A 22,410-nucleotide genomic window follows, 5' to 3' on the forward strand; every position below is an offset into this window, starting at 1 on the left:
GCCGAGCGCGCTTCAATGCGAGCTGGGAGCCACCTCGGAGTCGGGTAGGAGCACGCGGAAGGCGGCGCCCTTGCCCGGCGCGGTGTCGAGTTCGACGCGGCCGCCGTGCGTGCGGACGATGGCGGAGACAATGGCCAGGCCCAGCCCGGCGCCGCCGTCGGCCCTGGATCTGCCCTGGCCGACCCGGTAGAGGCGGTCGAACAGGTGGGGCACGTGCTCGGGCGGGATGCCGGGCCCGGTGTCCGCGACCTCGAGCACGGCCATGCCGTCCGACCTGCCGACCTTGACGGTGATCGCGGCGTCGGGCGGCGTGTGGTAGAGCGCGTTGCCGATGAGGTTGGCGGCCACCTGGCGCAGGCGGGCCTCGTCGCCCACGATCGAGACGGGCGCGAGGGGGCCGCCGAACCCGCCGAGCCTGACCTGCCGCTCGGGCACCCGTACGCGGGCGTCCCTGATCGTGTCGGCGGCCACTTCGAGCAGGTCGACGGGGTGCCGGTCGAGCGGGCGTTCCTCGTCGAGCTGGGCCAGCGTCAGCAGGTCGTTGACGAGCACGCCCATCCTCGCGGCCTCGTCCTCGATCCTGCGCATCGCCTCGTCGGCGTCGCCGCCGCCCCTGCGGTGGAGCTCGGCGAAGCCGCGTACGGAGGTGAGCGGGGTGCGCAGCTCGTGGGAGGCGTCGGCGAGGAAACGCCGCATGCGGGCCTCGGAGTCGGTCCTGGCGGCGATCTCGGACTCCAGGCGGTCGAGCATCACGTTCATGGCCCGGGCCAGCCGACCCGGTTCGGTGTGCGGGTCGTGGGCGGGGGCGCGGCGGGAGAAGTCGCCGCGGGCGATGTGCCCGGCGGTGGCCTCCATCCTGGTGAGCGGGCGCAGGCCGAGGCGTACCACGGCGGCGGCCGCCATACCGAGCAGGAGCAGCACGAGCGCGCTCACCGCGACGGCGATGGCGATGGCCGCGGTGAGGTTCTGCTCCAGCTCGGCCAGTGACTGGGCGAACACCGAGACGCTGCCGTCGGCCGCCTCGACGGCGCGGATCCGCCACGACGGGCCCGAGGTGCCGGGAACGGTGTAGGCGACATCGGTCCTGATCTCATCGAGGACGGGACCGGGCTCGCCGGGTGCGGAGCTCCGGAACTGCAGCGTGCCGTCAGGGTTGTAGATCATCAGCTGGATGGCGGCGAACCGCCTGGCGAGCGTGTCGAAGTAGTCGTTCCCCGTGATCTGCCTCTGGGTGAGCATCGGGAGGCCCCTGACGGTGGCGGCCCTGGAGATCTGCGCCAGCTGCTCGTCCACGCGGCCGATCATGGTGTCGCGCAGCAGCGTGACGCCGACGACGTTGGAGAGCACGAGCGCGACCGTGGTGAGGCCGAGGATGGCCATGACCAGCCGGGTGCGCAAGGTCCAGGTGGCGGGTCTCATCGTGGGGTCCTCAGCGTATAGCCGACCCCGCGTACGGTGTGGATGAGCTGCGGCTCCCACTTGTCGATCTTCTTGCGCAGGTAGTAGACGTACGACTCGACGATGCTGGAGTCGCCGTCGAAGTCGTAGCGCCAGACGCTGTCGAGGATCTGTGCCTTGCTCACCACGCGGCCGGCGTTGGTCAGCAGGTATTCGAGGAGGTTGAACTCGGTGGGCGACAGCTCGACCGGCACCCCGGCCCGGCGCACCTCGTGGGCCTGCGGGTCCAGCTCCAGGTCGGCGTAGCGCAGGACGTCGTCGCGCGGTACGGTGCGGCTGCGGCGCAGGATGGCACGGATGCGCAGCACCACCTCCTCCAGGCTGAACGGCTTGGCCACGTAGTCGTCGGCGCCCAGTGTGAGCCCCTGCACGCGGTCCTCGACCTGGTCGCGGGCGGTCAGGAACAACACGGGGATCCGCTCGCCGAGCCGTCTGGCCACCTCGAACCCGTCGAAGTCGGCCAGCATCACGTCGAGCACCACGATGTCGGGCTTGAACTCCCTGGCGGCCGTCACCGCCTCCGCGCCCGTCTCCGCGGTCCGCACCTCGAAGGAGACCAGTCGCAGGGTCTGCGAGAGCAGGGCGCGGATGTTGGGCTCGTCGTCCACGACGAGCACCCTGGCGGGTCGATCCATGGTTAAAGGAATACCCGAGCCAGCTCAATGCCAGCTCAAAGGCATCACTTCACGAAGAACACGGGACCACGCGGTCTGAACGGCAGCGATGCGCCCTGCGGCACCAGGAACGCGTGCTCCCTTCGGACGCGCAGCACGTCGCACCCGCCGTCGGTGATCACCAGGATGGGCCCGTCCGGTGGGAAGTCGTCGGCCTGCTCGAGCATTCTGACGCCCGGCTGAAGAACGGTGCCGCCGCGGCCGCGCACTCTGACCTTGCCCGCGATGTCCTCGACCGGCAGGTAGCCGGCGTCGTAGGCGGCAGCGTCGCAGAAGACCACGCGGGCGCGGGGCACGTCGCGGGCCGCGGCGTAGGACGCGATCGCGCCTAGCGCCTTGCCGAGCAGCTTCACGTCCATGGAGCCCGAGGTGTCCAGCACGACCCCGAACGTGGCCCTGCGCACGACCTCCTCGGGGCGGATCCAGCCGGGGCGCGGGATGCCGGGACTCGACGCCTGCCGGCGCGATGCGCGGGCGTAGGAGCGACGCTTCTCCTCGGGCTGGAAGTGCTCGTCGAACCAGCGGGCCAGTTGGGCGTCCCAGGGCAGCGGCGGCTGGTCGAGCGCGCGGATCTCCTCCTCGAGACCTGCGGGCAGCAGGCCTCGCCCGTTGCTCTGGTGGTAGGCCAGGCCGGTGCAGAGCGCATTGCGGTAGTAATCGTCGAGGTCGACGTAACCGCCGATGCGGCGGGGCGGGCGGTCGAGCACGTCGCCGAGCCCGCGCCCGCGCAGGGTGGCGAGCTTGCGCAGGCGACGCAGGTCAGTGGCGATGTGGTCGTAGACCGCCTCGGCGGACATGCCGCTGAGCGACTGGTCGAACAGCAGCCCTTCCGGCATCTGGCCCACAGCCATCTCGGCCAGCCAGCCGTTGATCACGTAGTCGCAGGCGACGTTCCACAGGTAGGGGTCCCGCAGGCCGCACCGCTCCCCGTGGCGCAGCGCGGCGTGCAGCATCTCGTGGGCCAGCACGAAGCGCCATTCGTCCTCGGTGTGCTGGGCGAGCGGGTTGATGTAGATCTCCCCCGCCTCGGCGCTGACCGCGGCGATCGAGATGGACCAGCCCCTGGCCAGCTCCGCGTCGGAGACGATCTTCATGCCCGCGGCCAGCGCGCCGAGCAGCGGGTAGGAGGAGGTGAACCAGCGCAGCGCGAGGTCCCACGGCCCTTTGACGTGCCCTTCGACGGGGGTGCGCGGCTCGCCGGCCTGGTCGAGCGCGCTGGTGGCGGCCTCGGCGACGCCGATCGCGAACGACCGCTGGAAGTCCATGTAGTCGGCCAGCTTCGCCGAGCCGATGCGGAAGTCGGGCTCCCCCAGCGGCTTGAGCGGGGCCGGGACCCCGAGCCTGCGCCACTGCTCGGACAGCGTCACCTCGTCGTTCTCCGGCAGCTCGGCGGGCAGCAGCCAGGGACAACTCCCGATCTTCAGCGTGCGCAGGAACCGCTCCACGGCCAGGCAGCAGGCGGCGTGGTAAGCGGGATGAGGGCGGTCGCCGTCGACGTCCCTGGGCGCGCAGGTGCGCGGGTCGGCGTGGCCGAAGCCGAGGTGCAGCAGGAGGTGGGCGAAGACCCAGGTCCACTCCTCGGCCGGGGCGCGGCGCTTGGGGTGGAAGCGCACGTCGCCGTCGTCGGCGACGATCGCCCAGGTGTCGTTCGCCAGCTCACCCTCGTCGGCCTCCTCCAAGTGGGGGTAGAAGACGCGGAACAGCGGCTGCTTCGTGGTGGCCCGCCAGCCCTTCATGAGCTCGGCCCGCCACGGGTCGACCTTGGCCTTGCGGCGGCCGCTCATGACCGGGCCGCCATCAGCCGCGGCACGTCCCTGCCGACCTCGACGAGGAACCAGGTGGGCAGCGCGGGTGCGCCGTCGGCGTTGTTGGCGATGACGAGCTGGGCGCACTCGAGGGAGATCTCGGCCAGCTCGACCAGCAGCGTCTTGGCGCGGAAGCCGAGGTCGCGACCCCGGGAGGAGGCTCCGCGTTTGTCCGCGGGCAGCTCCTTGATCAGGCGGGCGCGGAACGCCTCGGCCAGGAAGTAGAGCAGGTCGCGCTCCTCGGGCGCGCGCGGCCAGGGCGCCTCGCCCTTGAGCACGGCCTCCAGGTCGTACGCGTGCCGCACGGTCTTGATGTAGGCGCGGAACGCCGAGGCGTGGGTGGCGGTGAGCGTGCCGAACGCGAGCATGGCGATCGTCTCGTCGGACACGTCGTCGCCGTAGGACAGGAGCACGTCGGAGAGCATGTGCCAGGCCCGGGGCGAGGAGAACGTCTCCTCGGTCTTCGGCGGCTGGCTCCACAGGTGGTCGGGCCGCTGCACGAGGTAGTCGACGATCCACGGGTGGATGCCGTTGGCCGCAGCCCACTTCAGCCAGTCATCGGCCGAGGCCCGCAGGTGGACGTGGACCAGCCGGTTGATCAACGCGGAGGCCATCGGGCGGGCGAGGGCGTTGTCGGTCGCCCGGTTGCCCGCGCCGATCACGACCGAGCCGGCGGGCAGCTCGTAGGTGCCGATCCTGCGGTCGAGGATCAGCGAGTAGAACGCCTTCTGCACCTCCGGCGCCGAGGCGTTGAGCTCGTCGAGGAACAGGCAGTAGGGCTCGTCGCGGGCGATCGACTCCGGCGGCGCGAACCGGCTGCGCCCGCCCACCAGCTCCGGCACGCCGATCAGGTCTTCGGGGGCGAGCTGGGTGCCGAGCAGCGTCACGCACTCCAGGCCGAGGGAGCCGGCGAACTCGCGGACCAGCGAGCTCTTGCCGATGCCGGGCGCGCCCCACAGGAACACGGGCCGGACCACGGCGACGTGCAGCAGCAACTCGGGGAGCTGCGCCGGGGTGACCGTGACCGTTGCCTGCACGCTGTCCAGAGTGACGAACCAGGCGCCGCTCGCGCATCACATTTAATTGCGTTGCCCGGGTGCCGGGCCGCTGCCTACTGTGGCGGGCATGACATGCATGTGCGCTTGCCCGATGTTCATTCGCATCCGTCACGGCCGGGCTCTGGCCCGCTAGCGGACGCGATCATCTGAGGCTGCGCGTCCGCACGCGTGCCCAGGGCCCTTCGAGACCCCATTCATCTCGAGGACCCGAAGGGGCAGCGCTGTGGCGCGGAATTTCGCACACGGTAACTATTCACACACCCAGAAGAACGCCAGGAACAGCGGTGGCGGCCGCACGCCCAGAGACCGGGCGCGGCGCACGCTCTCGCAGAATTTCCTGGTCGACAGGCATGCCGTCGACCTGATGGTGAAGGCCGCCGCGCCCGAAGGGCTCGTGCTGGAGCCGGGCGCGGGGGAAGGCGTGCTCACCTTGGCGCTGGCCGAGGCGGGCGCCAAGGTCGTCGGCTACGAGATCGATCCCCTGCTGGCCGGGAAGCTGAGCGCGCGGACCCGTAGCGATCCCCGGATCGACGTGGTCAGGGGCGACTTCACGGCTGCGCGGGCGCCGCGCGAGCCGTTCGCGGTCGTGGGCAACATCCCGTACTCGGTGACGTCGAAGATCGTGGACTGGTGCCTGCGGGCACCTGGCCTGACCTCGGCGACGTTGCTCACGCAGCGGGAGTACGCCCGTAAACGCACCGGCGACTACGGCCGCTGGAGCCTGGTCACGGTGGAGTCGTGGCCGTGGTTCGACTGGCGGCTCGGCGACACGATCGGCAGGGAGAGCTTCCGGCCCGTCCCGGCGGTCGACTCGGCGATCCTCCTGGTCAGGCGGCGGCCCGAGCCGCTGGTCCAGGGCCGTCGTTCCTATCAGGAGCTGGTCGAGCTGGGGTTCGGCGGCGTCGGAGGATCGGTGCGGGCCTCGCTGAAGACCCGTTACCCGGGGGTGGACGCCGCGTTGAAGGCCGCGGGCGTGGCCCGCGACGCCGTCGTGGGCCACGTGCACCCCGATCAGTGGATCACGTTGTGGGAGCGGCTATGCCGCTGAGGTGAGCTTGGCCTTCGCCGCGGTCTCCACGGCGGGGGCCAGGCCGGGGGCCGGTGCGACGCGCCGGCCCCAGGGCATGGCCAGGAACAGGATCGGCAGCAGCACGATCGACGCCCGCGACCAGTCCTGGTGCAGATACCACCACGTGGTGACGTCGAACTGGGTCATGTAGAGGTAGCCGTAGCCGGCCCAGAGCGAGACGCCGATGATGGCCGGCCAGGCGAACCTGGTGGGCCTGGCGATCAGGAACGGCATGAACCACAGCAGGTATTGGGCGCCCAGCCGGGGCGTCACCACCATGAAGATCAGCAGGATGGCCGTGGTCAGGTCGATCGGGTCGGCCCGCCGCCAGACGAAGAGCACCGCGATGACGCACACGTAGATGAGGTTGGTGCCGAAGGAGGCCAGCTCCGGGATCAGCGCCCAGTCGCCGCCGGTGAACCACGGCGTCCAGCCCCATTCGCCGATGATCGGCCGGATGTCCTGGATGGTGTGGATGACCGCGGGGATCTGGTCGAGCGACGTGCCCGCGAAGATCGGCAGCGTGACCAGGAAGAAGATCGGCACCATGCCGGTGGTGAACAGGGCCGCGACCCGGGAGCGCAGGTTGGGCAGGAGCAGCAGCATGCCGGGGATCAGCCAGATCGGCCAGCTCTTCGCGCACAACGCCAGGCCCATGAGCAGCCCGGCCAGCGCGCCGCGCTTGACGTGGGCCAGGTCGTCGGCGCCGGGCAGGAGGGCGCGGTGCAGCATGCCGCCACTGCCGATCACCCGCGGGATCGAGGCACGCACGCCGTAGGCCGCCAGGCCGCGGCGCACCTTGGCGATCACGTCGGTGGTCATGCCGGGACGCTCGGGCTCGCCGGGGCCGCGGGCGACGACGAACGCGGCCACGCCGAACACGAGCGCGACCGGCTCGACCTGGCCGTGGACGGAGGCGATGAGCAGGGCGAGCGGGTTGAGCGCATATTGGAAGGCGCGGAGCGACGCCTTCGGGCCGCCGGCCAGCTTGGCCACCAGCGGGATGAGCACGATGTCGGCGACGACGGTGACCAGGCGCCCGGCGTATTCCCACGGGATGCCGAGCCACAGCAGGATGCCGTACACGTAGGGGATGGTCGGCAGGAAGTGCCAGCCTCCCTCGCTGGCCAGCACCGGGTCCTCGCCCCGCAGCACGGCCTCGCCGGCCGGCTTGAAGCTCTCCATGAAGTCGACGGGCTGCCATGAATCGATCGCCGAGGTGTACATGATGAGCACGCGCACCGCCACGCCGACGACGATGGCGGCGATGAGCGGAGGCCGCCAATCGCGCCATTGGGCGATGAGAGCGAGCATGACACCGGCGACGAGGACTATCCCCGTGAGGACTGCGTAATCCATGGCGGGATCTAGCCTGCCGCATCCACCCGAGTGCCGCCACCTGGGGTTCCGATTCTTATCCCCGACATGCCGACACGTTTCGCGATACGGCACCACGGTCTGTGTTCAACTTTTTGCATGGGGGGATCGCAGGTCAACCAGGCACTGGTGAGGCTCTACTTCGAGGTGAGAGATGGGCTGCGCGACCCGGTCGCGGCCTGGGCGAAACTCACAGGGAACTCACAGCAATATGTCCGGGCGAGAGGCGAGCGGCGAGTGCCGCTCGACGACGACACCGCGGCCGAGCTCGCCGCGGCGGCGATCGTGCACACCACCGCGCGGCACGGCGCGGATCGGGTGGCGGCGCTGGCCACCTCACCGCTGGCGCGGATCGTCGGCGGGCTCGGCGGCGCGGTGCTGACCGAGCATCCGTGCGCGCCCGAGCAGGTGCTGGGACCGCGGTTCGCCGGTCCGCGGGCCGAGGACTGGGCGCGGGCGGCGTACGTGCTGCTCTGGGGCGAGAACAACCGGCTCGTCCGCACCGCCGACACGCCCTGGGTGATCGCCGGGCGGTACAAGGGGCAGAAGGTGGTCGCGATCGGCACCCATCCGACGCGGTTGTCGGACGAGACGCTGGTCGTGCGCCCGGGCACGGACGGCGCGCTGGCCATGGCCATGGGGCACGTGCTGCTCAAGGAGTTCTTCCTGGACCGCACGCCGTTCGCCGGGCATGCCATGGAGCGCACGGATCTGCCGTTCCTGGTGCGGCTGCAGCCCAGGAACGGCGCGTACGTGCCCGGCGGGGTGCTCGGGCGGGTCTGCGACCGGCTCACCGTGTACGGCGGCGAGGCGGTCGAGGTGCTGCTGCCGCGCTTCGACGACGGTCCTGGGGTGCTGCGGCGCGGCGTGCCGGTGGTGCGGGACGGCGACGACCTGGTGACGACCGTGTTCGACCTGCTGCTGGCCGTGTACGGGGTGGCGCGTCCCGGCCTGCCCGGCGCGTGGCCTGCCGGGTACGACGACCGCGCCGAGCCGTACACGCCCGGCTGGCAGGAGGCCTGCACCGGCGTGCCCGCCTCGCGCACCCTCAAGATCGCCCGCGAGCTGGGGGTGACGGCGGAGAAGACCGGAGGGCGGTGCGTGATCGTGCCGGGCCGGCTGGAGACCCCGCACGCCGACACCGCCTACCGGGCGATGCTGGCGCTGCTGGTGCTCACCGGGTGCGGCAGCGGGTGGGCGCAGGCGAGCGGTGTGGGGATCCCGCTGGTGCCGTACCTGTGCCTGCATGCCTGCGGCGAGGACCGCTCGGACGTGGGCGCGCTCAGCTGGGCGCTGGCCGAGGGGCTGTTCGCGCACCGCACGTCACGGTCGGTGCTGCTGGAGGCGGTGCGCGACGGCTGGCCGATGGCGCCGCCGCCGCGCGTGCTCGCCCTGCCGCGGCCGATCTACCCGCTGCCGCCGGACGTGGATCTGCTCATCGGGCCCGACGACCACTGCGACCTGTCGCCCCCGGACGCCGAGCTGGTGGCCGGCGCGGTGGCCAGGCTGACCGGCAGCCCGGCCGTGGCCGAGCCGGACGGCGACCGGGCGGCCGGGCGGATGCGGCTGCTGGTGGACCACGCCTGGATGCACGAGTACGGCGAGGCCCTGCCGACGTATCGTCCGCCGGGCCTCGGCGTCCCGCTCAAGCCCACTCAGCTCGTTATGTGAGCCCCCGCGCAGGCCGGGTCGTGGCTCAGAAGCCGGCGGTGATCCTGGTGAACTCCCAGTCGGACTGGGCGATGCCGCTGCAGTTCGACACCACGCCGCCGCCCGGGCAGGGACGGTCGCGGTTGACGGACCAGTACGCGAACCTGGTCAGGCCCCGGGCCTTGGCCCAGTCACGGATCTGCGTCCAGGTGGCCGGGGTGGTGAGCTCCTGCTGGTCGGACAGGCCGTTCATGCCGGAGATGCCCATGCGCGCGTACGCCTGCGCGTCGCTCCAGCCGAACGCGCTCTTCAACGCGTTCTTCAGCCCCTCAGAGGCGTTGACGGTGTCCTGGTAGATGTTGGAGCTGCCGAAGTCGAACGGCATGATCGTGTAGTTGTCGATCGGCACGCCCAGCGCCCTGGACTGGTTGATCAGCCGGATGCCGTGGGCGTTCGGGCCGGTCCTGGTAGTGCCGAAGGTGACGACGACCTTGACGTTCGGGTTGTTCTGCTTGACGATCTTGAGGCCGTTCAGGATGCGGTCCTGGACCGTGTAGTTCTCGAACTCGTCGGTGTTCTCGATGTCGAAGTCCACGACGGCGGGGCCGACGGCGTTGATGACCTGCTGCACCGCGTTGGCGAACGCCTGCGGTGTGGAGCAGTTGGGGCCGAGCTTGTTGCCCGACCAGCCGCCGAAGGAGATCTGGACGTTGCCGCCCTTGGACTTGATCGTGTTGATCGCCTGCTGGTCGGCGCCGCCGGTCAGCGGCCGGTTGCCGTCCCAGGCCGGGGTGCAGCCGCCGCTGGACAGGATGAAGGCCATCGTGAACGACCTGACGCCGGTCGCATCCATCACGGTGCCCGGGTTGGGCGGGTTGCCCCAGCCCATGTAGAGGTAGGGGGCGCCGGCCATCTTGGTGGGGTTGGTGGGCGGCGGGCCCGAGGAGGTGGTGGCGGTCACCGAGTTGCTCACGCCCGACAGGTTCCCGGCCGCGTCGCGGGCACGCACGGTGTAGGTGTAGCCGGTCGAGGGGTTCAGGCCGGAGTCGGTGTACGTGGTGCCCGTGGCGGTGCCCACGTGCGTGCCACCGCGGTAGACGTTGTAGCCGGTCACGCCCACGTTGTCGGTGGAGGCGTTCCAGGCCAGCGAGACGCTGCCGGAGGTGACGCCGGTCGAGCGGAGGCTGCCGGGCACCGACGGCGCGGCGGTGTCGCCGCCTCCCCCGGTGCCGGCCTTCCAGAGGGCGGGCACGTTCGGCGGCTCCCAGCCGGGCTGCGAGGTGTGGGCCTGGAGGCAGACGTAGTCGACGCCGTTGTGGGTGACGACCGCGCCCACGGCGTAGGAGGTCCACGGGGCCCAGGCGGCGGCCATCTGCTGCACCGCGCCGTGGGCCGCGGGCGCGGCGGTGACGAGGCCGGCGCCGGTCAGGGCAAGTGCGGTGCCGGCCAGTAACGCGGTCAGCTTGCTGCGAAATCTCATGGCATCCCCTGGAGGTGCGGCTTGACGGTCTTGGAGAACGACCAGTTGTTGCTGGCGTCCCAGTTGATGGACCAGGTCATCGCGCCCCTGATGTCCGGGTAGGCGCGCGGTGGCACGAAGGTCCCGCAGCTGGTCCGCTTGGCCAGGCAGTCGAGTGCCTGGTTGACGAGGGAGGGCGACACGACTCCGCCGCCCGCGGCGCCCGGCCCGGCCGGCAGGCCCAGCGCCACCTGGTCGGGGCGCAGGCCGTTCTCCAACTGGATGCAGGCCAGCGCGGTCATGAAGTTCACCGTCCCCTGCGCGTAGGCGAAGGACTGGTCACAGCCGAGCATGGAGCCGGAGTTGTAGAACTGCGTGTGGACGACGGTGAGGATGTCCTTGATCGACAGGGCGAGCTTGAAATACTCCATTCCGGTCGACTGCATGTCGATGGTCTGCGGGGCCATCGTGATGATCAGATCGGCGCCGGCCTTCGCGCGTAGCGCCCGGAGGGCCTGGGCCATATAGGTGGCGTTGAGGCCGTTCTCCAGGTCGATGTCCACGCCGTCGAAGCCGTAGCTCTGCATGATGGCGTACACGGAGTCGGCGAACCTGGTGGCCGCCGCAGCGTCGGCGACCTGCACCCGCCCGGCCTCGCCGCCGACCGACAGGATGACCTTCTTGCCCCGCTGGTGCAGGGCCTGCACGTCGGCCTTGAACTGGGCGTCGGTGTAGCCGCCCACCGCCGTGGCCAGGCCGGGATCGACCGCGAAGACGACCTCGCCGGGGGTGGCGGTGGCCTCGCCGAACGCGATCGCGACCAGGTCGTACTCGTTCGGCACGGCCGAGAGCTTGAGCTCGGCCGCGGCGTTGACGAAGTTGTGCCAGTAGCCGGTGAGGAAGTGCTTGGGCAGCGTCCCGCCGCCGCCCGTGCAGCCGGTGGTGGTGGCGGTGGCGTCCCGCCCGGGCGACTCACCCTGGGCGTTGTACGCCTTGACCGTGTAGGTGTGGGTCTCGCAGGCGCCGAGGCCGGAGATCGTGGCCGTCGTGCCGGTGATAGTGGCCTTGACGGCGGCACCCTCATAGACGCGATAGCCGGTCACCGTGCCCGAGGACGCGCCCCAGGTCAGGGTGATGGCGCCCGCGGTCGCGGTGGCGCTCGCCGCCCCCGGTGCGCCCGGGACGCCCGGTGTGGTGGTGCCGCCGCAGGAGGCGCCGTTCAGTGTGCAGCCGGTGATGCCGGGGAAGTTGCCCGGGCTGCCGTTGAAGCCGAAGCTCGCGCTGGCGCCGGCGGCCAGCGTCCCCGCCCAGCTCGGGTTGGTGAACGTGTAGTGCTGACCGTTGCGGGTCATGACCGCGTCCCACGCGGACGGGATCGAGTAGCCGGCCGGGACGTCGAACTGCACGTTCCAGCCGTTCATCGCGGTAGTGGTGCCATTGGTGACGGTGACCTTGCCCTCGAAGCCCGAGCCCCAGTCGGAGACCTTGACGAAGGTCGCGGTGGCGGTGGCCGCCTGGGCGGGCGGCGCGGCGAGCAGGCTCAGGGCGAAGGTCGCGAACGCCACGAGGATCGCGCGGTGTTTCACGGGTTTTTTCCTTTGGGGAGTGACGTGCCGCACGGCTCGTGCCGGGGGGTGAGAGCGCGAGCCGTACGGCACGGGCAGAGGCCCAGGGTTAGGGCTTTGCGGGGGTTGTAAGAGTTTGTCCAGGTGAAGATTACTTTTAGGAAAGTTTCCTAAGAGTTATCGCGATCGTAGCTTTGACACCCCGCCCTTACAAGACCCAAAAACACGGCTCCGCCGTACGGGACGGCGATCCCGTACGGCGGAGCGCGGTGTGTTCTACGGCTGCTGGGTGATCCTGACGTCGTCGACGCCGGCCTCGACCAGGGAGGCCCCTGAGGCGTCGGCGGCGTCGATGAGGATGCGGACCGTCTGGCCCGCGAAGGCGTTCAGGCTCGCGGTGGCCGTGGCCCAGGAGCCGTTGCGGTTGGAGGCCGCGCCGGCCTGCTGGAACACGGTGGCCGTGGTGGTGCCCACGACGCGGACCCTGAGATAGTCGGCGCTGGAGGAGTTCGAGCCGTGCGCCAGATACCACGACAGGGACAGGTTGAGCGCGCCGGTGGACGGCAGGGTGATCGGCGGTGACTGGATCGAGGTGACGCCGCCGTCGATGTCGTAGGCGCCTGCCGAAGAGCCGGCCAGCCGGCCGGTCACCAGATCATTCGCGCCGCTGACCGTCGTGCCCAGTTGCTTGGCGCCCGACGACGTGGTGGCCTCGGGGTCACCGCGCTCCCACTGGCCGAGGGTCGCGGTGTCGGTGCCGCCCGGGTTGACGGTCCAGCCCGTGGCCGTCTCGAACGTGTCGGAGTAGACGGTCACCGGCGGGTTGCCGGTGCCGCAGTACTGGGCCTCCTTGCCGATGATCCGGTAGACGCAGTCGGAGTATTCGAGGAAGCGCAGCACGGCCTCCCTGTTGCGGGTGGTCTGGGGGACGATCGCCTCGTCGGGCGGGTAGAAGCCGGGACTGGAGCCGGTCGGGTACATCTCGAACGTGAAGCTGAAGATCTTGTAGACGCCCCACATCCAGTCGTCGATGGTGCCGTCGGTGATGTAGAGGTCGCTGGCCTGCTCCGGTGTGTAGCCGTTGGTGGAGGCCATGTTCTGGCCGAGCGTGGCGTGCGCGTCCCGGTCGTCCTGGGTCAGGCCCGGCGCGGTGTCGTTGAAGGTGTAGCCGTAGGGCCACAGGATGAGCTCGCTGTAGGTGTGCCAGTCGATGTGCGACTTGATCTGCTGCACGCCGCCGACGACGCGGCTGCGTACCCAGTTGGCCGCCGCCCTGACCTCGGGCGCCGACTCCGCGCTCGCGCCGCGGTAGGTGTCGCTGGACGTCGAGCCGGAGGAGCCGCCGCAGCAGCCCCAGTTGTAGGCCCAGTTGCGGTTCATGTCGGTGCCGACGGCCGTCGAGCCGGAATTGGGCTGGCGGTTCTTGCGCCAGGAACGGTAGGAGCCGGTGGCGATGTCGTACTCGCCGCCGTCCGGGTTCATGTCGGGCATGATCCAGATTTCCCTGGAGTTGACCAGGTTCGTGATCCTGGAGTCGCTGCCGTAGTTGTCGGCGAGCAGGTGCATGATGTACAGCGCCATCTCGACCGTCAGGTGCTCGCGCGCGTGCTGGTGGGCGGTGAAGAGCACCTCGGGCTCGGCCTCGTCGGCGCCCACGTTGTCGCTGATCTTGATGAGCCGCAGTGCCCTGCCCTCGTAGGAGGTGCCGTACGTCGTCTGGCTGACGATGTTCGGGTGGGCCGCGACCAGGGCATTGATGTTCGCGGTCATTTCCGCGTAGTTGTGGTAGGCGGAGTCCGCCGGCGGGAAGTCAAACGCGTCGACGGACGGGGGTGTCGGGCGCGGGACCTCCGCAACCCGGTAGCCGAGCCGCTTGATGGCGGCGACCTCGGCTTCCGTGGCCGTGACCAGGACCGAGTCCGCGGTCACCTCCTCGATGGCGGCGCCGGTGGCGGCGACGGAGCTGCGCTGCTGGGCCGTGGCCGGGCCCTGCACGCGGTACTGCTTGTTGGGCGGTGGCTCGGCGGAGGCGCCCGCTCCTGTCATGCCGGTGAGGCAGATCAGGCCTAGGGCCGCCAGCAGGATGACTAATCGGCGTTTCACCACGTCCTCCTCAGACGCTCGGGACTCGGATGTTGACCGGCGCCTGAACTGAGAGTGAAGATGCGGCGATCGCCGGGAAAGGCCCAATTTTCCGGACGTCCGGATCTCTGCAAGGTGTTGCCAGGTGAATACCGGCGCGGCCGGTGCACCGGATACGGCCCTACCTCACGGGCCGCAGAGCGCCTGAGACGCCATCCCGACCCTCCGCTCGGGTCCGTGCGACGAGCCCTACCGTAGCTGTGCGTGATGCTTCGGGATCAGCACGCGAAGATTGATCGGCCACGCCGACTACTACGCATCCGACGGCCCTTCCGCCACTGACGCTTGGCAGAGACAGCGCGCGATCTTCACGCGCAGCGGATCCGTGGCGGGGAGGTTGAGTTCGTCGGCGATGACGAGGGCTTGGGACCAGGCGTCGCGGGCGGCGGCCGGGTGCCCGGCGGCGTGGTGGTTGTCGCCGATGTAGGCCAGGCCGATGGCCGTGCTGTGTCTGTCGCCCGTCCGGCGGAACAGGATGAGGGCCTGGTGGTAGCAGTCGATGGCTTGTTGATGCTCGCCAAGTTGGTGGTGGATGTATCCGATGCTGTCCCAGATGTGGGCTTGGCCGTTGAGGTCGAGGGTCTTCCTGGCCAGGTCGAGGGCTCGCCGGCAGTGTATGAGAGCCTCGGTATGGTCGCCGAGCTGAGCGTGGAACCAGCCGACGTTATTGAGGGCGGCGGATTGCCCTCCCTGATCGTCGATGGCCGCATAGTGCTCGAGACTGTTGGAGGAGTGGTCAAGCGCCTCGCGATGGCGGTGTTGGGCCCCCAGGACGCGGGCGAGGGCTTGATGGGTGCGGGCCTGGCCGATGTGGCTGCCAAGCTGTCCGAACACATTCAGCGCGAGGTGGAAGTGGCGGACGGCCTCGGCGCGGTCGAGAGCGGCATGGGCGAGGCCGAGGCCGAAGCGTGCGTTGGCTTGTCCGGCTCGGTCGCTGTGGCGTTGTGCCGCGCTCAGGGCGACGGTGTGGACGGTGGCCAGCAGCGGCCAGTGTCCCTGCCGGTCGAGGGACGTGGTGAGCGTCGAGGCGAGCTGCCAGGTATGGGTGTCGAATCCGGTCGGGGTGTGTTCGACGATGGTGAGGAGAACGGGATGCTCGGCAGCGAACCAGGCCAGAGCCTGTTCATAGTCGGTGAGTGTCTCCAGGACGGTGCCCGGAGCCGGCGGGTCGAGAATGATCATGCTCTGCTTGCGGTTCAGGAGAGAGCTGGCCGTGTCGGCGGTGTGCAGGTAGTGGTCGAGCATCCGGTGCGTCGCCGCGCGCCGGGCATCGTCGCTCTCGTCGGTGGCGGCCAGCTCCGCGGCGTAGGCGCGGAGCAGGTCGTGGAGGGAGTAGCGGCCCGGGAGGAGCTCGTTGATCAGGTGTACACGGGCGAGTTCGGCCAGCAGGGCACGGGCGCGTGCCGGCGGCAGGCCGGCCAGGCTGGCCGCCGCCGGCAGGACGATGTCCCCCTCCGGGTGCAGGCCGAGGAGCCGGAAGAGACGGGCGGCCGCCTCACCCAGCGCTCGGTAGGAGCAGGCGAAGACGGCTCGGATCTCGGTGACCGGGTCGCCGCCGTCGAAGGTGTCCAAGCAGCCGGCGCTTTCTTCCAGCTCACGGCCTAGCGCGGCGAGCGGTAGATGGGGTTGGGCGGCAGCGCGGGCCGCCACGATGGCCAGCGCCAACGGCAGCCCGGCACACCGCTCGATGATCGATGCCACGGCGGTGGGCTCGGCGGCCACCCGGTGCGCGCCCAGGCGATCCGTCAGCATATTGCGGGCTTCGGGAGCGGTGAGCAGATCGACCATGAGCAGGTTCGCGCCCTCCACCGCGGCCAGGCTGGTGAGCCGATCGCGGCTGGTGATCAGTGCCAGGCAACCGGGCGCCCCAGGCAGAAGCGGGCGGACCTGCGAGGCATCGCGGGCGTTGTCCAGCATCACTAGTACCCGGCGGCCGTTCAGCAGGCTGCGGTACAGGCCCGTCTGTGCCTCCAGGCTCGGCGGAATGCCGGCCGGAGCGCCGATGGCGTCCAGGAACCCTCGGATGGCCTGTGCCGGGCTCACCGCGGATCCGGTGGGGTCGAAGCCGCGGAGGTTCACATACAGCTGCCCGTCGGGGAACCGCTGCGCGGCGCGGTGCGCCCAGTGCACCGCCAGTGTGGTCTTGCCGACTCCGGCGGTGCCGGAGACCGCGCAGACCACGGCACCGGCCGGGTTCGCCTCGGCCAGGACTGCGTCCAGATGGGCTAGCTCACGCTCACGGTCGGTGAAGCCCGCCACGTCCGGCGGCAACTGTGCCGGCCGCGGGGCGCCGACCAGCGGCCCGCTGGTGCGGGCGCCCAGCAGTCGGGGAGATTCCCGTTCATCGGCGAGGCGGTCGATCAGGGTTCCAGTCACCTGTGCACGCCCAGACAACAAACTCGGCCGCGGCCGTTTGACCGCCTCGGCGGTCTCCCGGTTGGTGGCACGCAACGCGGCCGTTCGCGTCAGCAACTCGCGGTAGGCCTCATCCCATGCCTGCCGGTCACCCAGGTCACCACGGAGCGGCAGGCCGTGTTCCATGGCGATCCGAATGCAGGTGTCGACAAAGACCTCGAAGTGGTCCTGCTCGGGACGTGCCGGCCGGGTCCGGCTGGTCATCCCGGCGATGGTGCTGCGCTTCAACCGCGGCGGCGGCTGGCCCGTCCTCCGCCGCGGTGTGGCGGCACTGGCGACGCCCAGGCCTCGGACCGAGACGCCCGCCGCATCCCTGAGCGCCCGCAGCCGCTCGGAAAACTCCGGTCGCGGATCCAATCCATCACCCATCTGAGTGCCCCGCCCGCCCCTCGAGCACCGGCCTGGCCGGCATCGAGTGTCCGGCGCGCCGGACACTCGCCCACGAGCGAAGCATAGAGCGCTACCTGTGCGTTGTTGAGGGGCCCTGGATGATGCGTCCGGAGATATCGCCGGACAGCCGGCCGTCGTGGTCAAGTGGCATCCACGGGCCGCTCACAGCAATCGAGATGCGGCGAAATCGGGGATATGCCGCGTCCGGGATCCACCTTCCAGGGCAACACTCAGAACACGGGGGAAGAGTATGAGCATCAAGAACACGTTCGGCCGAGCTGCGGGCATGATGGCCGCCGCCGTCGGGATCGTCGGGCTGAGCCTGCCCAGCGTGGCGTCGGCGAGCACCGCCCAGCCTGCGGCGGCCACGGCGGAATGGCGCCTGCCCCGGGCAGGGGACACCTGCGCCTTCCGAACCGTCAAGACCGGCAACTACCTGACGGCGGTCGGCGGCGGCGGGCGCACGACAGACGTGCTCCACACCGACGCGACACAGATCAGGGCCTGGGAGAAATTCACGCTCATCGATTCGGGCGACAGAGCAGGCAAGAGAATCCGCTACGGGATCAGGACCAGCACCGGGCACTACCTGACCGCCATGGGGGGAGGCGGCCGCATCACGGACGTGATGCATTCGAATGCGACAAAATTACGAGCCTGGGAGAAATTCACCCTCGTTCCCGCGGGGCGGGGCATGTACGCGATCCGCACGATCAACGAGCACTACCTCACGGCCGTGAGCGGAGGCGGCCGCATCACCGACACCATCCACTCGGACGCAACGACGGTGCGCGAATGGGAGAAGTTCCGGATCATCTGCAGCAGGTAGTCGTCAGGCCGCCTATGGCCCATCGCCGAGCGCTCTGTACCGGGAGTGTGCCAGAGGCCCCCACCGCATGGTGGGGGCCTCTGGAGTCAGAAGTCGTCAGGGGTGCGGATGCGGTCGCGGACCCAGACGCCGGCCGGCTTGAGGCGGGAGGTGCCGGCGAACGGGCCGCTCGGGCAGGTGCCCTCGGTGAAGACGGCGCCTGAGCGGAAGTCGTCCGAGAAGTTCCAGTTCACCCAGCTGATCTTCTTCTGCGCCATCAGATCCAGGTACTGCTGCGCCCGGGTGAAGTTGTTCGATCCGTCTCCGGAGGCGGTCTGGGTGCCGAACTCCGTGACGAACATCGGGATCCGGTCGGCCGCCCGGGACAGCGCGTTGAGGTATTCGGTGCCGTGGGAGGCGGCGTAGAAGTGGAAGGTGTACATGATGTTGGTCGCGTTCACCGGGTTGTTGATCACCTCGGTCTCAGTGGCGCCATCGGAGACGCCCAGGGACGACCAGGCGCGGGTGCCGATCAGGATGGGGGTCTCCGGGTCGTACTGCCTGATCACCGGGATGAGCTGGTGCGCGTAGTTCCTGATCGTGGACCAGGAGACGCCGTTGGGCTCGTTGGCGATCTCGTAGAGCAGGTTGTTCTTGCCGTTGTGCCGCTGGGCGATCTCGGTGAAGAACGTCCTGGCGCGCGACAGGTTGTAGTTCGGGTCACCCGGGGTGAGCATGTGCCAGTCGACGATGGCGTACATGCCGCGCGCGGTCGCCTGCTCGATCAGGTTGTGCACCCGGTCGGTGAAGAGCCGCGGGTTGGTCTCGTAGCCGTCCTCCTGGATGTACATGGAGATGCGCAGCACGTCGGCCTTCCAGTCGCCGGCCAGGGCGTCCAGTGAGGCGGTGTTGAGGCACTGGTAATACCACTGCAGGCCGTGCGAGCTCATGCCGCGGAGCTGGATCTCCTTGCCGTTCTGGTTGCAGAGCTTGATGCCGCACACCCGCAACTGCCCGTTGGCCTGCACGGGCGTGCCGCCGCTCGACGGGGTGCCGACCACCAGGCGGTCCAGGTTCGGGCCGCCGTTCACGGTGGTGGCGGTGGCGCGGACGGTGTTGGCGCCGGCGTTCAGCGTCGCGGTGAGCGTGGTCTCCTGCCAGGTGGCCCAGGCGCCGGTGCCCGGGAAGTCCCGGTTGGTCGTGGCGCCGTTCACGGCGATGGCCATCGGGCGGTTGGTGGTGGTGCCGTTGGCGTACCGGAAGGTCAGGGTGGCGGGGCCGGCGGTGGCGGCGGTGACGGTGAACTCGACGTACGAGCCGGTGGCGTTGGCGTAGTTGACGAAGCCGGTGCCGCTGTAACCGGCGTGGTTCGACTCGACCGCGCCCTGGGAGATCGTGGCGTTCTCGGCCTCGTACGTGGTCGCCGCCCGGGCGGGGGCCGCGTGTAAGCAGGCGATGACGAGCGCGGCCAGCGTGGCGAGCCGCAGGGATCGAAGCATGGGCGAGCGCTCCCCTTGTTGATTAGGAAACTTTACTAACAAGCAAGGGGAGCGTAGATCCGCACATGGTCAACCGACAAGACCCAAATTTTGACCGGCCTGGTCAAGCCTGCAGAACGGTGATGATCCCGGCGGCCACGAGCGCCACCGCCCACATGCGGTCCACGTTGAACCAGGCGCGTCGGAGCACGCTGAGCCCGGCGATCTCGTAAACGATCAGTGCGACCGTCCCGGCGACCAGGAACATGGCAAGGGTGTGCAGGGCCGCCACCCCCAGCCCTCCCGACATGGCATGACCGGCGTGGCCCTCGGCGTGCAACCCGGTGAGTACGGGCAGCAACATCAACCCGGCCCCGTGCGCGGACGACATGAGGAATGACCACCCGGCCAGCTGCCACAACGACAACCGCATGCCCACCCACCGGAAGTGCCGCTTGGACAGCAGGCGCCACAGGCCGAAGGCCACCAGCGCCACGCCGCCGCCGATCGACAGCACGGCGCCGGTGACCAGGGAGCCGGTGGCCGCCACGACGAGCGCCACCAGGGCCACCGAGCCCAGATGCCCCAGCGCGATCATCGGGATCGACTGCAGGAGCCGGTCCCTGCTGCGCTCCTGCAGGCCGCGGGCGACGGCGAAGAGCCAGCCCATGGCCGGGTTCAGGCCGTGGAAGGCCCCGAGAAGCAGCACCGCAGTAGCGGTCACGGATAGCAGTAGGAGTCGGAGGAGGCGTCCCCACCCTGCAGGCGTACCTGGTGGGGGCGTAGGCCGCGGAAATCGTCACCGTGCGGGAAGAAGCGGGTGTCGAAGGCGAACCCGTCGGTGTCGATCTTGGCCATCCAGGCGCCGACGCCGTCCGGATAGAACTGGTCGTCCCAGGCGCCGTACAGGGAGTTGGTGAGGTAGACGCGGCGGCCGTCGCGGCTGACCTCGACCATCTGCGGGCCGCCGCGCAGGCCGAGCCCGGGCTCGGCCGGGTGCGGGACCTGGCCGACGATGCCGCCGATCCGTAGCGATCCCAGCTCCACCGGCTGGTACGGATCCGACACGTCGTACTGCTTGATCTCGCCGGTGCCCCAGCACGAGACGTAGAGCCGCTGGTCGTCCACCGAGAGCGCGATGTCGGTCACGAGCGGGGGCACCGCGCCGAACGGCTGCAGCAGCGGCGGCAGGCTGCCGGCGTCGGCCGGTTCCGCGGGGATGGAGATGACCTTGCGGACCTGCCATCGGCCGTCCTCATGGAACCAGAGCCACACGGAGGCCGACAGGTCCTCGACGCTGACGGCCACGCCGACGAAGCCGTACAGGCGGGTCGGGTCGTGGGCGGGGCGCAACTCCAGCGGCATCTGGTGCTGGTCGCCGAGGTCGACCTCCTGGACGTGGGTCCGCTTGCGGAGGTCCCAGAAGTGCAGCTTATGGCCGTATTTCCGGCCGAGCAGCAGTTCCCCGACCAGCCCGTCCTCGATCATGGACGGTGTCCCCCACTCCGAGGACACCAGCACGTCGTGGTTGATGTGCCACCAGAAGTCGTAGGCCAGGTACTGCGGCCCCCGCTCCAGCTCCCACTGCCCGATCACCTCGAAGGTGGTGTGATCGAGCACCGCGATGCCGCCCGGCCCGTCCTGCCCGTTCGCGCCGCCGAGCGCCGACACGTACAGGCCCTCGGGGCCGCAGTGCACGGTGTGCGGACGCGAGTAACCCGCGCGGTGAGCGAGGATCTCCGGTTCGACGACCTTGACCAGCTCCGGGCTGATCCGGTCCTTGGTGTCGTAGATGTGGATACGCGAGGAACGGAGCCCGGGCACGACCAGGTAACGCCGCTCGACGTGCGGATGCGGCGCATTGGGGCACAGGGCGCTGCTGCACGCGTTCCAGCCGAAGTGGTGCAGCTCGTCACCGGTGTTCGGCAGGTCCGTCCAGCCCGCGACCGTGCCGTAGCCGGGTGAGGAGGGATCGGTGTCGATGACGGCCAGCGCGTCCGGCCGCTGGGCGGTGCGGTCGAAGGCGGCGACGTAGGCCAGTTGCTCGGGCGGTGCGCCGGCCGCGTCCCTCGGCGAGGGGTAGAACGTGGGATCGGGAGTCCAGAGTGTCATTACTCCAGGTATAGACCGATTCCCGACCCGGTCAATGGGTATTGAGCTGCTGGATGCGGCCGACCATCTCGTCCGGGTCCCCGTCGAAGGGATGCCAGAACACGTGGTCCACACCCAGCGCCCGGGCCTCGGCCAGGTCCTCGGCCACCTGCTCCGGCGAGCCGGTCAGCGGCATCCGCTCGTCCAGCGGCCGATCCGTGATCACCCCATTGACCTGGGCGACCAGCGGCCCCTGGCCGCCCTTGCGGTACGTCTCGACGGACTGCCTGAGCTGGTCCCAGGCGAACACCACCACCGTCAGCCCCAGCCCGAGCCTGGCCGCCCGCTCGATGGCGGCCGGTGCCGCCGCCCCCGCCAGCAGCGTCAGCCCGGTGGGCTTGGGGGCGATCTCCGACTCAGGGATGGTGTAGAAGCGGCCGTCGAAACGTACCGGGTCAGGCCCCCAGCAGGCGCGCATGGCGGCGAGGTGTTCCTCGAAACCGGCGCCGCGCCGTCTGGCGGGGATCCCCGTCGCGTCGAACTCCTGCTGCATCCACCCCTGCCCCAGGCCGATCACGGCGCGCCCGCCGCTGAGCCTGTCGAGCGTCGCCAGGCGCTTGGCCAGCACGACCGGGCTGTGGAACAGCGCGTCCACGACGCTCGTGCCGAGCCTGATCGTGCTGGTCTTGGCCGCGACGTACGCCAGCGTCTCCAGCGGGTCGTACACCAGCGCATTGTTGTCGGGCAGCGGCATGGACTGGTCGGTGCCGGCGAACACCGCCTCGGCCGGCCGCAGGAGCCGCTCGAACGCCCACACCGCGCCCAGCCCCGCCCGCTCCGCCGCCAGCGCCACCCTGACGATCGCCTCCGGGTCCGCCTGCCGCCCCGACGTAGGGAGGCCGATTCCGAGATCCATCTGTGGCTCCTCTCTGCTCGCTGGATTGACCGTGATGACAACGAGAAGTCATCGG

The 22,410-nt window shown here is 70.0% G+C and carries 16 protein-coding genes; 3 read left to right on the forward strand and 13 right to left on the reverse strand.

Translation table 11 applies throughout. From position 1 onward, the window contains the following. Positions 1–12 precede the first annotated feature (12 nt). Genes OHA25_RS54670 through OHA25_RS54685 form a run of 4 tightly spaced genes read right to left on the reverse strand, consistent with a single transcriptional unit; the run spans position 13 to position 4,974 of the window. Complete coding sequence (locus OHA25_RS54670; RefSeq protein WP_327584726.1) at positions 13–1,419, reverse strand: sensor histidine kinase; 1,407 nt, start codon at positions 1,417–1,419, stop codon at positions 13–15. Continuing rightward, complete coding sequence (locus OHA25_RS54675) at positions 1,416–2,093, reverse strand: response regulator transcription factor (RefSeq protein WP_305918156.1); 678 nt, start codon at positions 2,091–2,093, stop codon at positions 1,416–1,418. The genes OHA25_RS54670 and OHA25_RS54675 overlap by 4 nt, the downstream gene beginning before the upstream one ends. 44 nt (positions 2,094–2,137) lie before the next feature. Beyond that, on the reverse strand, positions 2,138–3,916 hold the full coding sequence (locus OHA25_RS54680; RefSeq protein WP_327584727.1) for a vWA domain-containing protein: 1,779 nt from the start codon (positions 3,914–3,916) through the stop codon (positions 2,138–2,140). Continuing rightward, entirely contained in the window at positions 3,913–4,974 is a 1,062-nt protein-coding gene (locus tag OHA25_RS54685; protein ID WP_327584728.1) for a MoxR family ATPase, read from the reverse strand. Before OHA25_RS54685 ends, OHA25_RS54680 begins: the two co-directional genes overlap by 4 nt. 244 nt (positions 4,975–5,218) lie before the next feature. Here OHA25_RS54685 and erm point away from each other — a divergent pair, with 244 nt between their 5' ends. Further along, positions 5,219–6,043 carry an ErmE/ErmH/ErmO/ErmR family 23S rRNA (adenine(2058)-N(6))-methyltransferase gene (gene erm / locus OHA25_RS54690; RefSeq protein WP_327584729.1) on the forward strand — a complete coding sequence of 275 codons (825 nt, stop codon included), beginning with the start codon at positions 5,219–5,221 and terminating at the stop codon, positions 6,041–6,043. Here the strand turns inward: erm and OHA25_RS54695 are convergent. Further along, entirely contained in the window at positions 6,032–7,423 is a 1,392-nt protein-coding gene (locus OHA25_RS54695) for a hypothetical protein (protein ID WP_327584730.1), read from the reverse strand. The genes erm and OHA25_RS54695 overlap by 12 nt on opposite strands. A gap of 117 nt (positions 7,424–7,540) precedes the next feature. Here OHA25_RS54695 and OHA25_RS54700 point away from each other — a divergent pair, with 117 nt between their 5' ends. After that, positions 7,541–9,112: a molybdopterin-dependent oxidoreductase gene (locus OHA25_RS54700; RefSeq protein ID WP_327584731.1), complete on the forward strand. Its 1,572-nt coding sequence runs from the start codon at positions 7,541–7,543 to the stop codon at positions 9,110–9,112. Positions 9,113–9,137: 25 nt separating this feature from the next. Here the strand turns inward: OHA25_RS54700 and OHA25_RS54705 are convergent, their stop codons facing one another. The 4 genes from OHA25_RS54705 to OHA25_RS54720 all read right to left on the reverse strand — a co-directional run bounded on the left by OHA25_RS54705 (position 9,138) and on the right by OHA25_RS54720 (position 16,876). Then, complete coding sequence (locus OHA25_RS54705; RefSeq protein WP_327584732.1) at positions 9,138–10,571, reverse strand: carbohydrate-binding protein; 1,434 nt, start codon at positions 10,569–10,571, stop codon at positions 9,138–9,140. After that, positions 10,568–12,136 carry a chitinase gene (locus tag OHA25_RS54710; RefSeq protein WP_327584733.1) on the reverse strand — a complete coding sequence of 523 codons (1,569 nt, stop codon included), beginning with the start codon at positions 12,134–12,136 and terminating at the stop codon, positions 10,568–10,570. The genes OHA25_RS54705 and OHA25_RS54710 overlap by 4 nt, the downstream gene beginning before the upstream one ends. A 255-nt stretch (positions 12,137–12,391) precedes the next feature. Then, positions 12,392–14,218, reverse strand: a complete 1,827-nt coding sequence (locus tag OHA25_RS54715) for a M14 family zinc carboxypeptidase (RefSeq protein WP_327584734.1) — start codon at positions 14,216–14,218, stop codon at positions 12,392–12,394. 291 nt (positions 14,219–14,509) lie between these two features. Beyond that, positions 14,510–16,876, reverse strand: coding sequence for an ATP-binding protein (locus OHA25_RS54720; protein WP_327584735.1), 2,367 nt, complete (start codon positions 16,874–16,876; stop codon positions 14,510–14,512). A gap of 436 nt (positions 16,877–17,312) precedes the next feature. Between OHA25_RS54720 and OHA25_RS54725 the strand changes: the two genes are divergently transcribed. Beyond that, positions 17,313–17,891: a fascin domain-containing protein gene (locus OHA25_RS54725; protein ID WP_327584736.1), complete on the forward strand. Its 579-nt coding sequence runs from the start codon at positions 17,313–17,315 to the stop codon at positions 17,889–17,891. A gap of 86 nt (positions 17,892–17,977) precedes the next feature. Here the strand turns inward: OHA25_RS54725 and OHA25_RS54730 are convergent, their stop codons facing one another. The 4 genes from OHA25_RS54730 to OHA25_RS54745 all read right to left on the reverse strand — a co-directional run bounded on the left by OHA25_RS54730 (position 17,978) and on the right by OHA25_RS54745 (position 22,355). Further along, positions 17,978–19,369, reverse strand: a complete 1,392-nt coding sequence (locus OHA25_RS54730; RefSeq protein WP_327584737.1) for a cellulase family glycosylhydrolase — start codon at positions 19,367–19,369, stop codon at positions 17,978–17,980. A gap of 103 nt (positions 19,370–19,472) precedes the next feature. Further along, positions 19,473–20,072 (reverse strand): hypothetical protein, encoded by a 600-nt coding sequence (locus OHA25_RS54735; protein ID WP_327584738.1) that lies wholly within the window; start codon positions 20,070–20,072, stop codon positions 19,473–19,475. Continuing rightward, a complete protein-coding gene (locus OHA25_RS54740) occupies positions 20,069–21,460 on the reverse strand; it encodes a selenium-binding protein SBP56-related protein (RefSeq protein WP_327584739.1) in 1,392 nt (463 codons plus the stop codon). Before OHA25_RS54740 ends, OHA25_RS54735 begins: the two co-directional genes overlap by 4 nt. A gap of 31 nt (positions 21,461–21,491) precedes the next feature. Beyond that, positions 21,492–22,355, reverse strand: coding sequence for a TIGR03619 family F420-dependent LLM class oxidoreductase (locus OHA25_RS54745; protein ID WP_327584740.1), 864 nt, complete (start codon positions 22,353–22,355; stop codon positions 21,492–21,494). Between the last annotated feature and the right edge of the window lie 55 nt (positions 22,356–22,410).

Source organism: Nonomuraea sp. NBC_00507, assembly GCF_036013525.1.
Taxonomy (GTDB): Bacteria; Actinomycetota; Actinomycetes; order Streptosporangiales; family Streptosporangiaceae; genus Nonomuraea.

What these genes read in the sequence shown, in the direction of transcription:
- OHA25_RS54675 (WP_305918156.1), bottom strand. Translation starts at nt 2,093, where the DNA reads ATGGATCGACCCGCCAGGGTGCTCGTCGTGGACGACGAGCCCAACATC.
- OHA25_RS54730 (WP_327584737.1), bottom strand. Translation starts at nt 19,369, where the DNA reads ATGCTTCGATCCCTGCGGCTCGCCACGCTGGCCGCGCTCGTCATCGCC.
- OHA25_RS54700 (WP_327584731.1), top strand. Translation starts at nt 7,541, where the DNA reads ATGGGGGGATCGCAGGTCAACCAGGCACTGGTGAGGCTCTACTTCGAG.
- OHA25_RS54670 (WP_327584726.1), bottom strand. Translation starts at nt 1,419, where the DNA reads ATGAGACCCGCCACCTGGACCTTGCGCACCCGGCTGGTCATGGCCATC.
- OHA25_RS54680 (WP_327584727.1), bottom strand. Translation starts at nt 3,916, where the DNA reads ATGAGCGGCCGCCGCAAGGCCAAGGTCGACCCGTGGCGGGCCGAGCTC.
- OHA25_RS54705 (WP_327584732.1), bottom strand. Translation starts at nt 10,571, where the DNA reads ATGAGATTTCGCAGCAAGCTGACCGCGTTACTGGCCGGCACCGCACTT.
- OHA25_RS54745 (WP_327584740.1), bottom strand. Translation starts at nt 22,355, where the DNA reads ATGGATCTCGGAATCGGCCTCCCTACGTCGGGGCGGCAGGCGGACCCG.
- OHA25_RS54720 (WP_327584735.1), bottom strand. Translation starts at nt 16,876, where the DNA reads ATGACCAGCCGGACCCGGCCGGCACGTCCCGAGCAGGACCACTTCGAG.
- OHA25_RS54740 (WP_327584739.1), bottom strand. Translation starts at nt 21,460, where the DNA reads ATGACACTCTGGACTCCCGATCCCACGTTCTACCCCTCGCCGAGGGAC.
- OHA25_RS54695 (WP_327584730.1), bottom strand. Translation starts at nt 7,423, where the DNA reads ATGGATTACGCAGTCCTCACGGGGATAGTCCTCGTCGCCGGTGTCATG.
- OHA25_RS54725 (WP_327584736.1), top strand. Translation starts at nt 17,313, where the DNA reads ATGAGCATCAAGAACACGTTCGGCCGAGCTGCGGGCATGATGGCCGCC.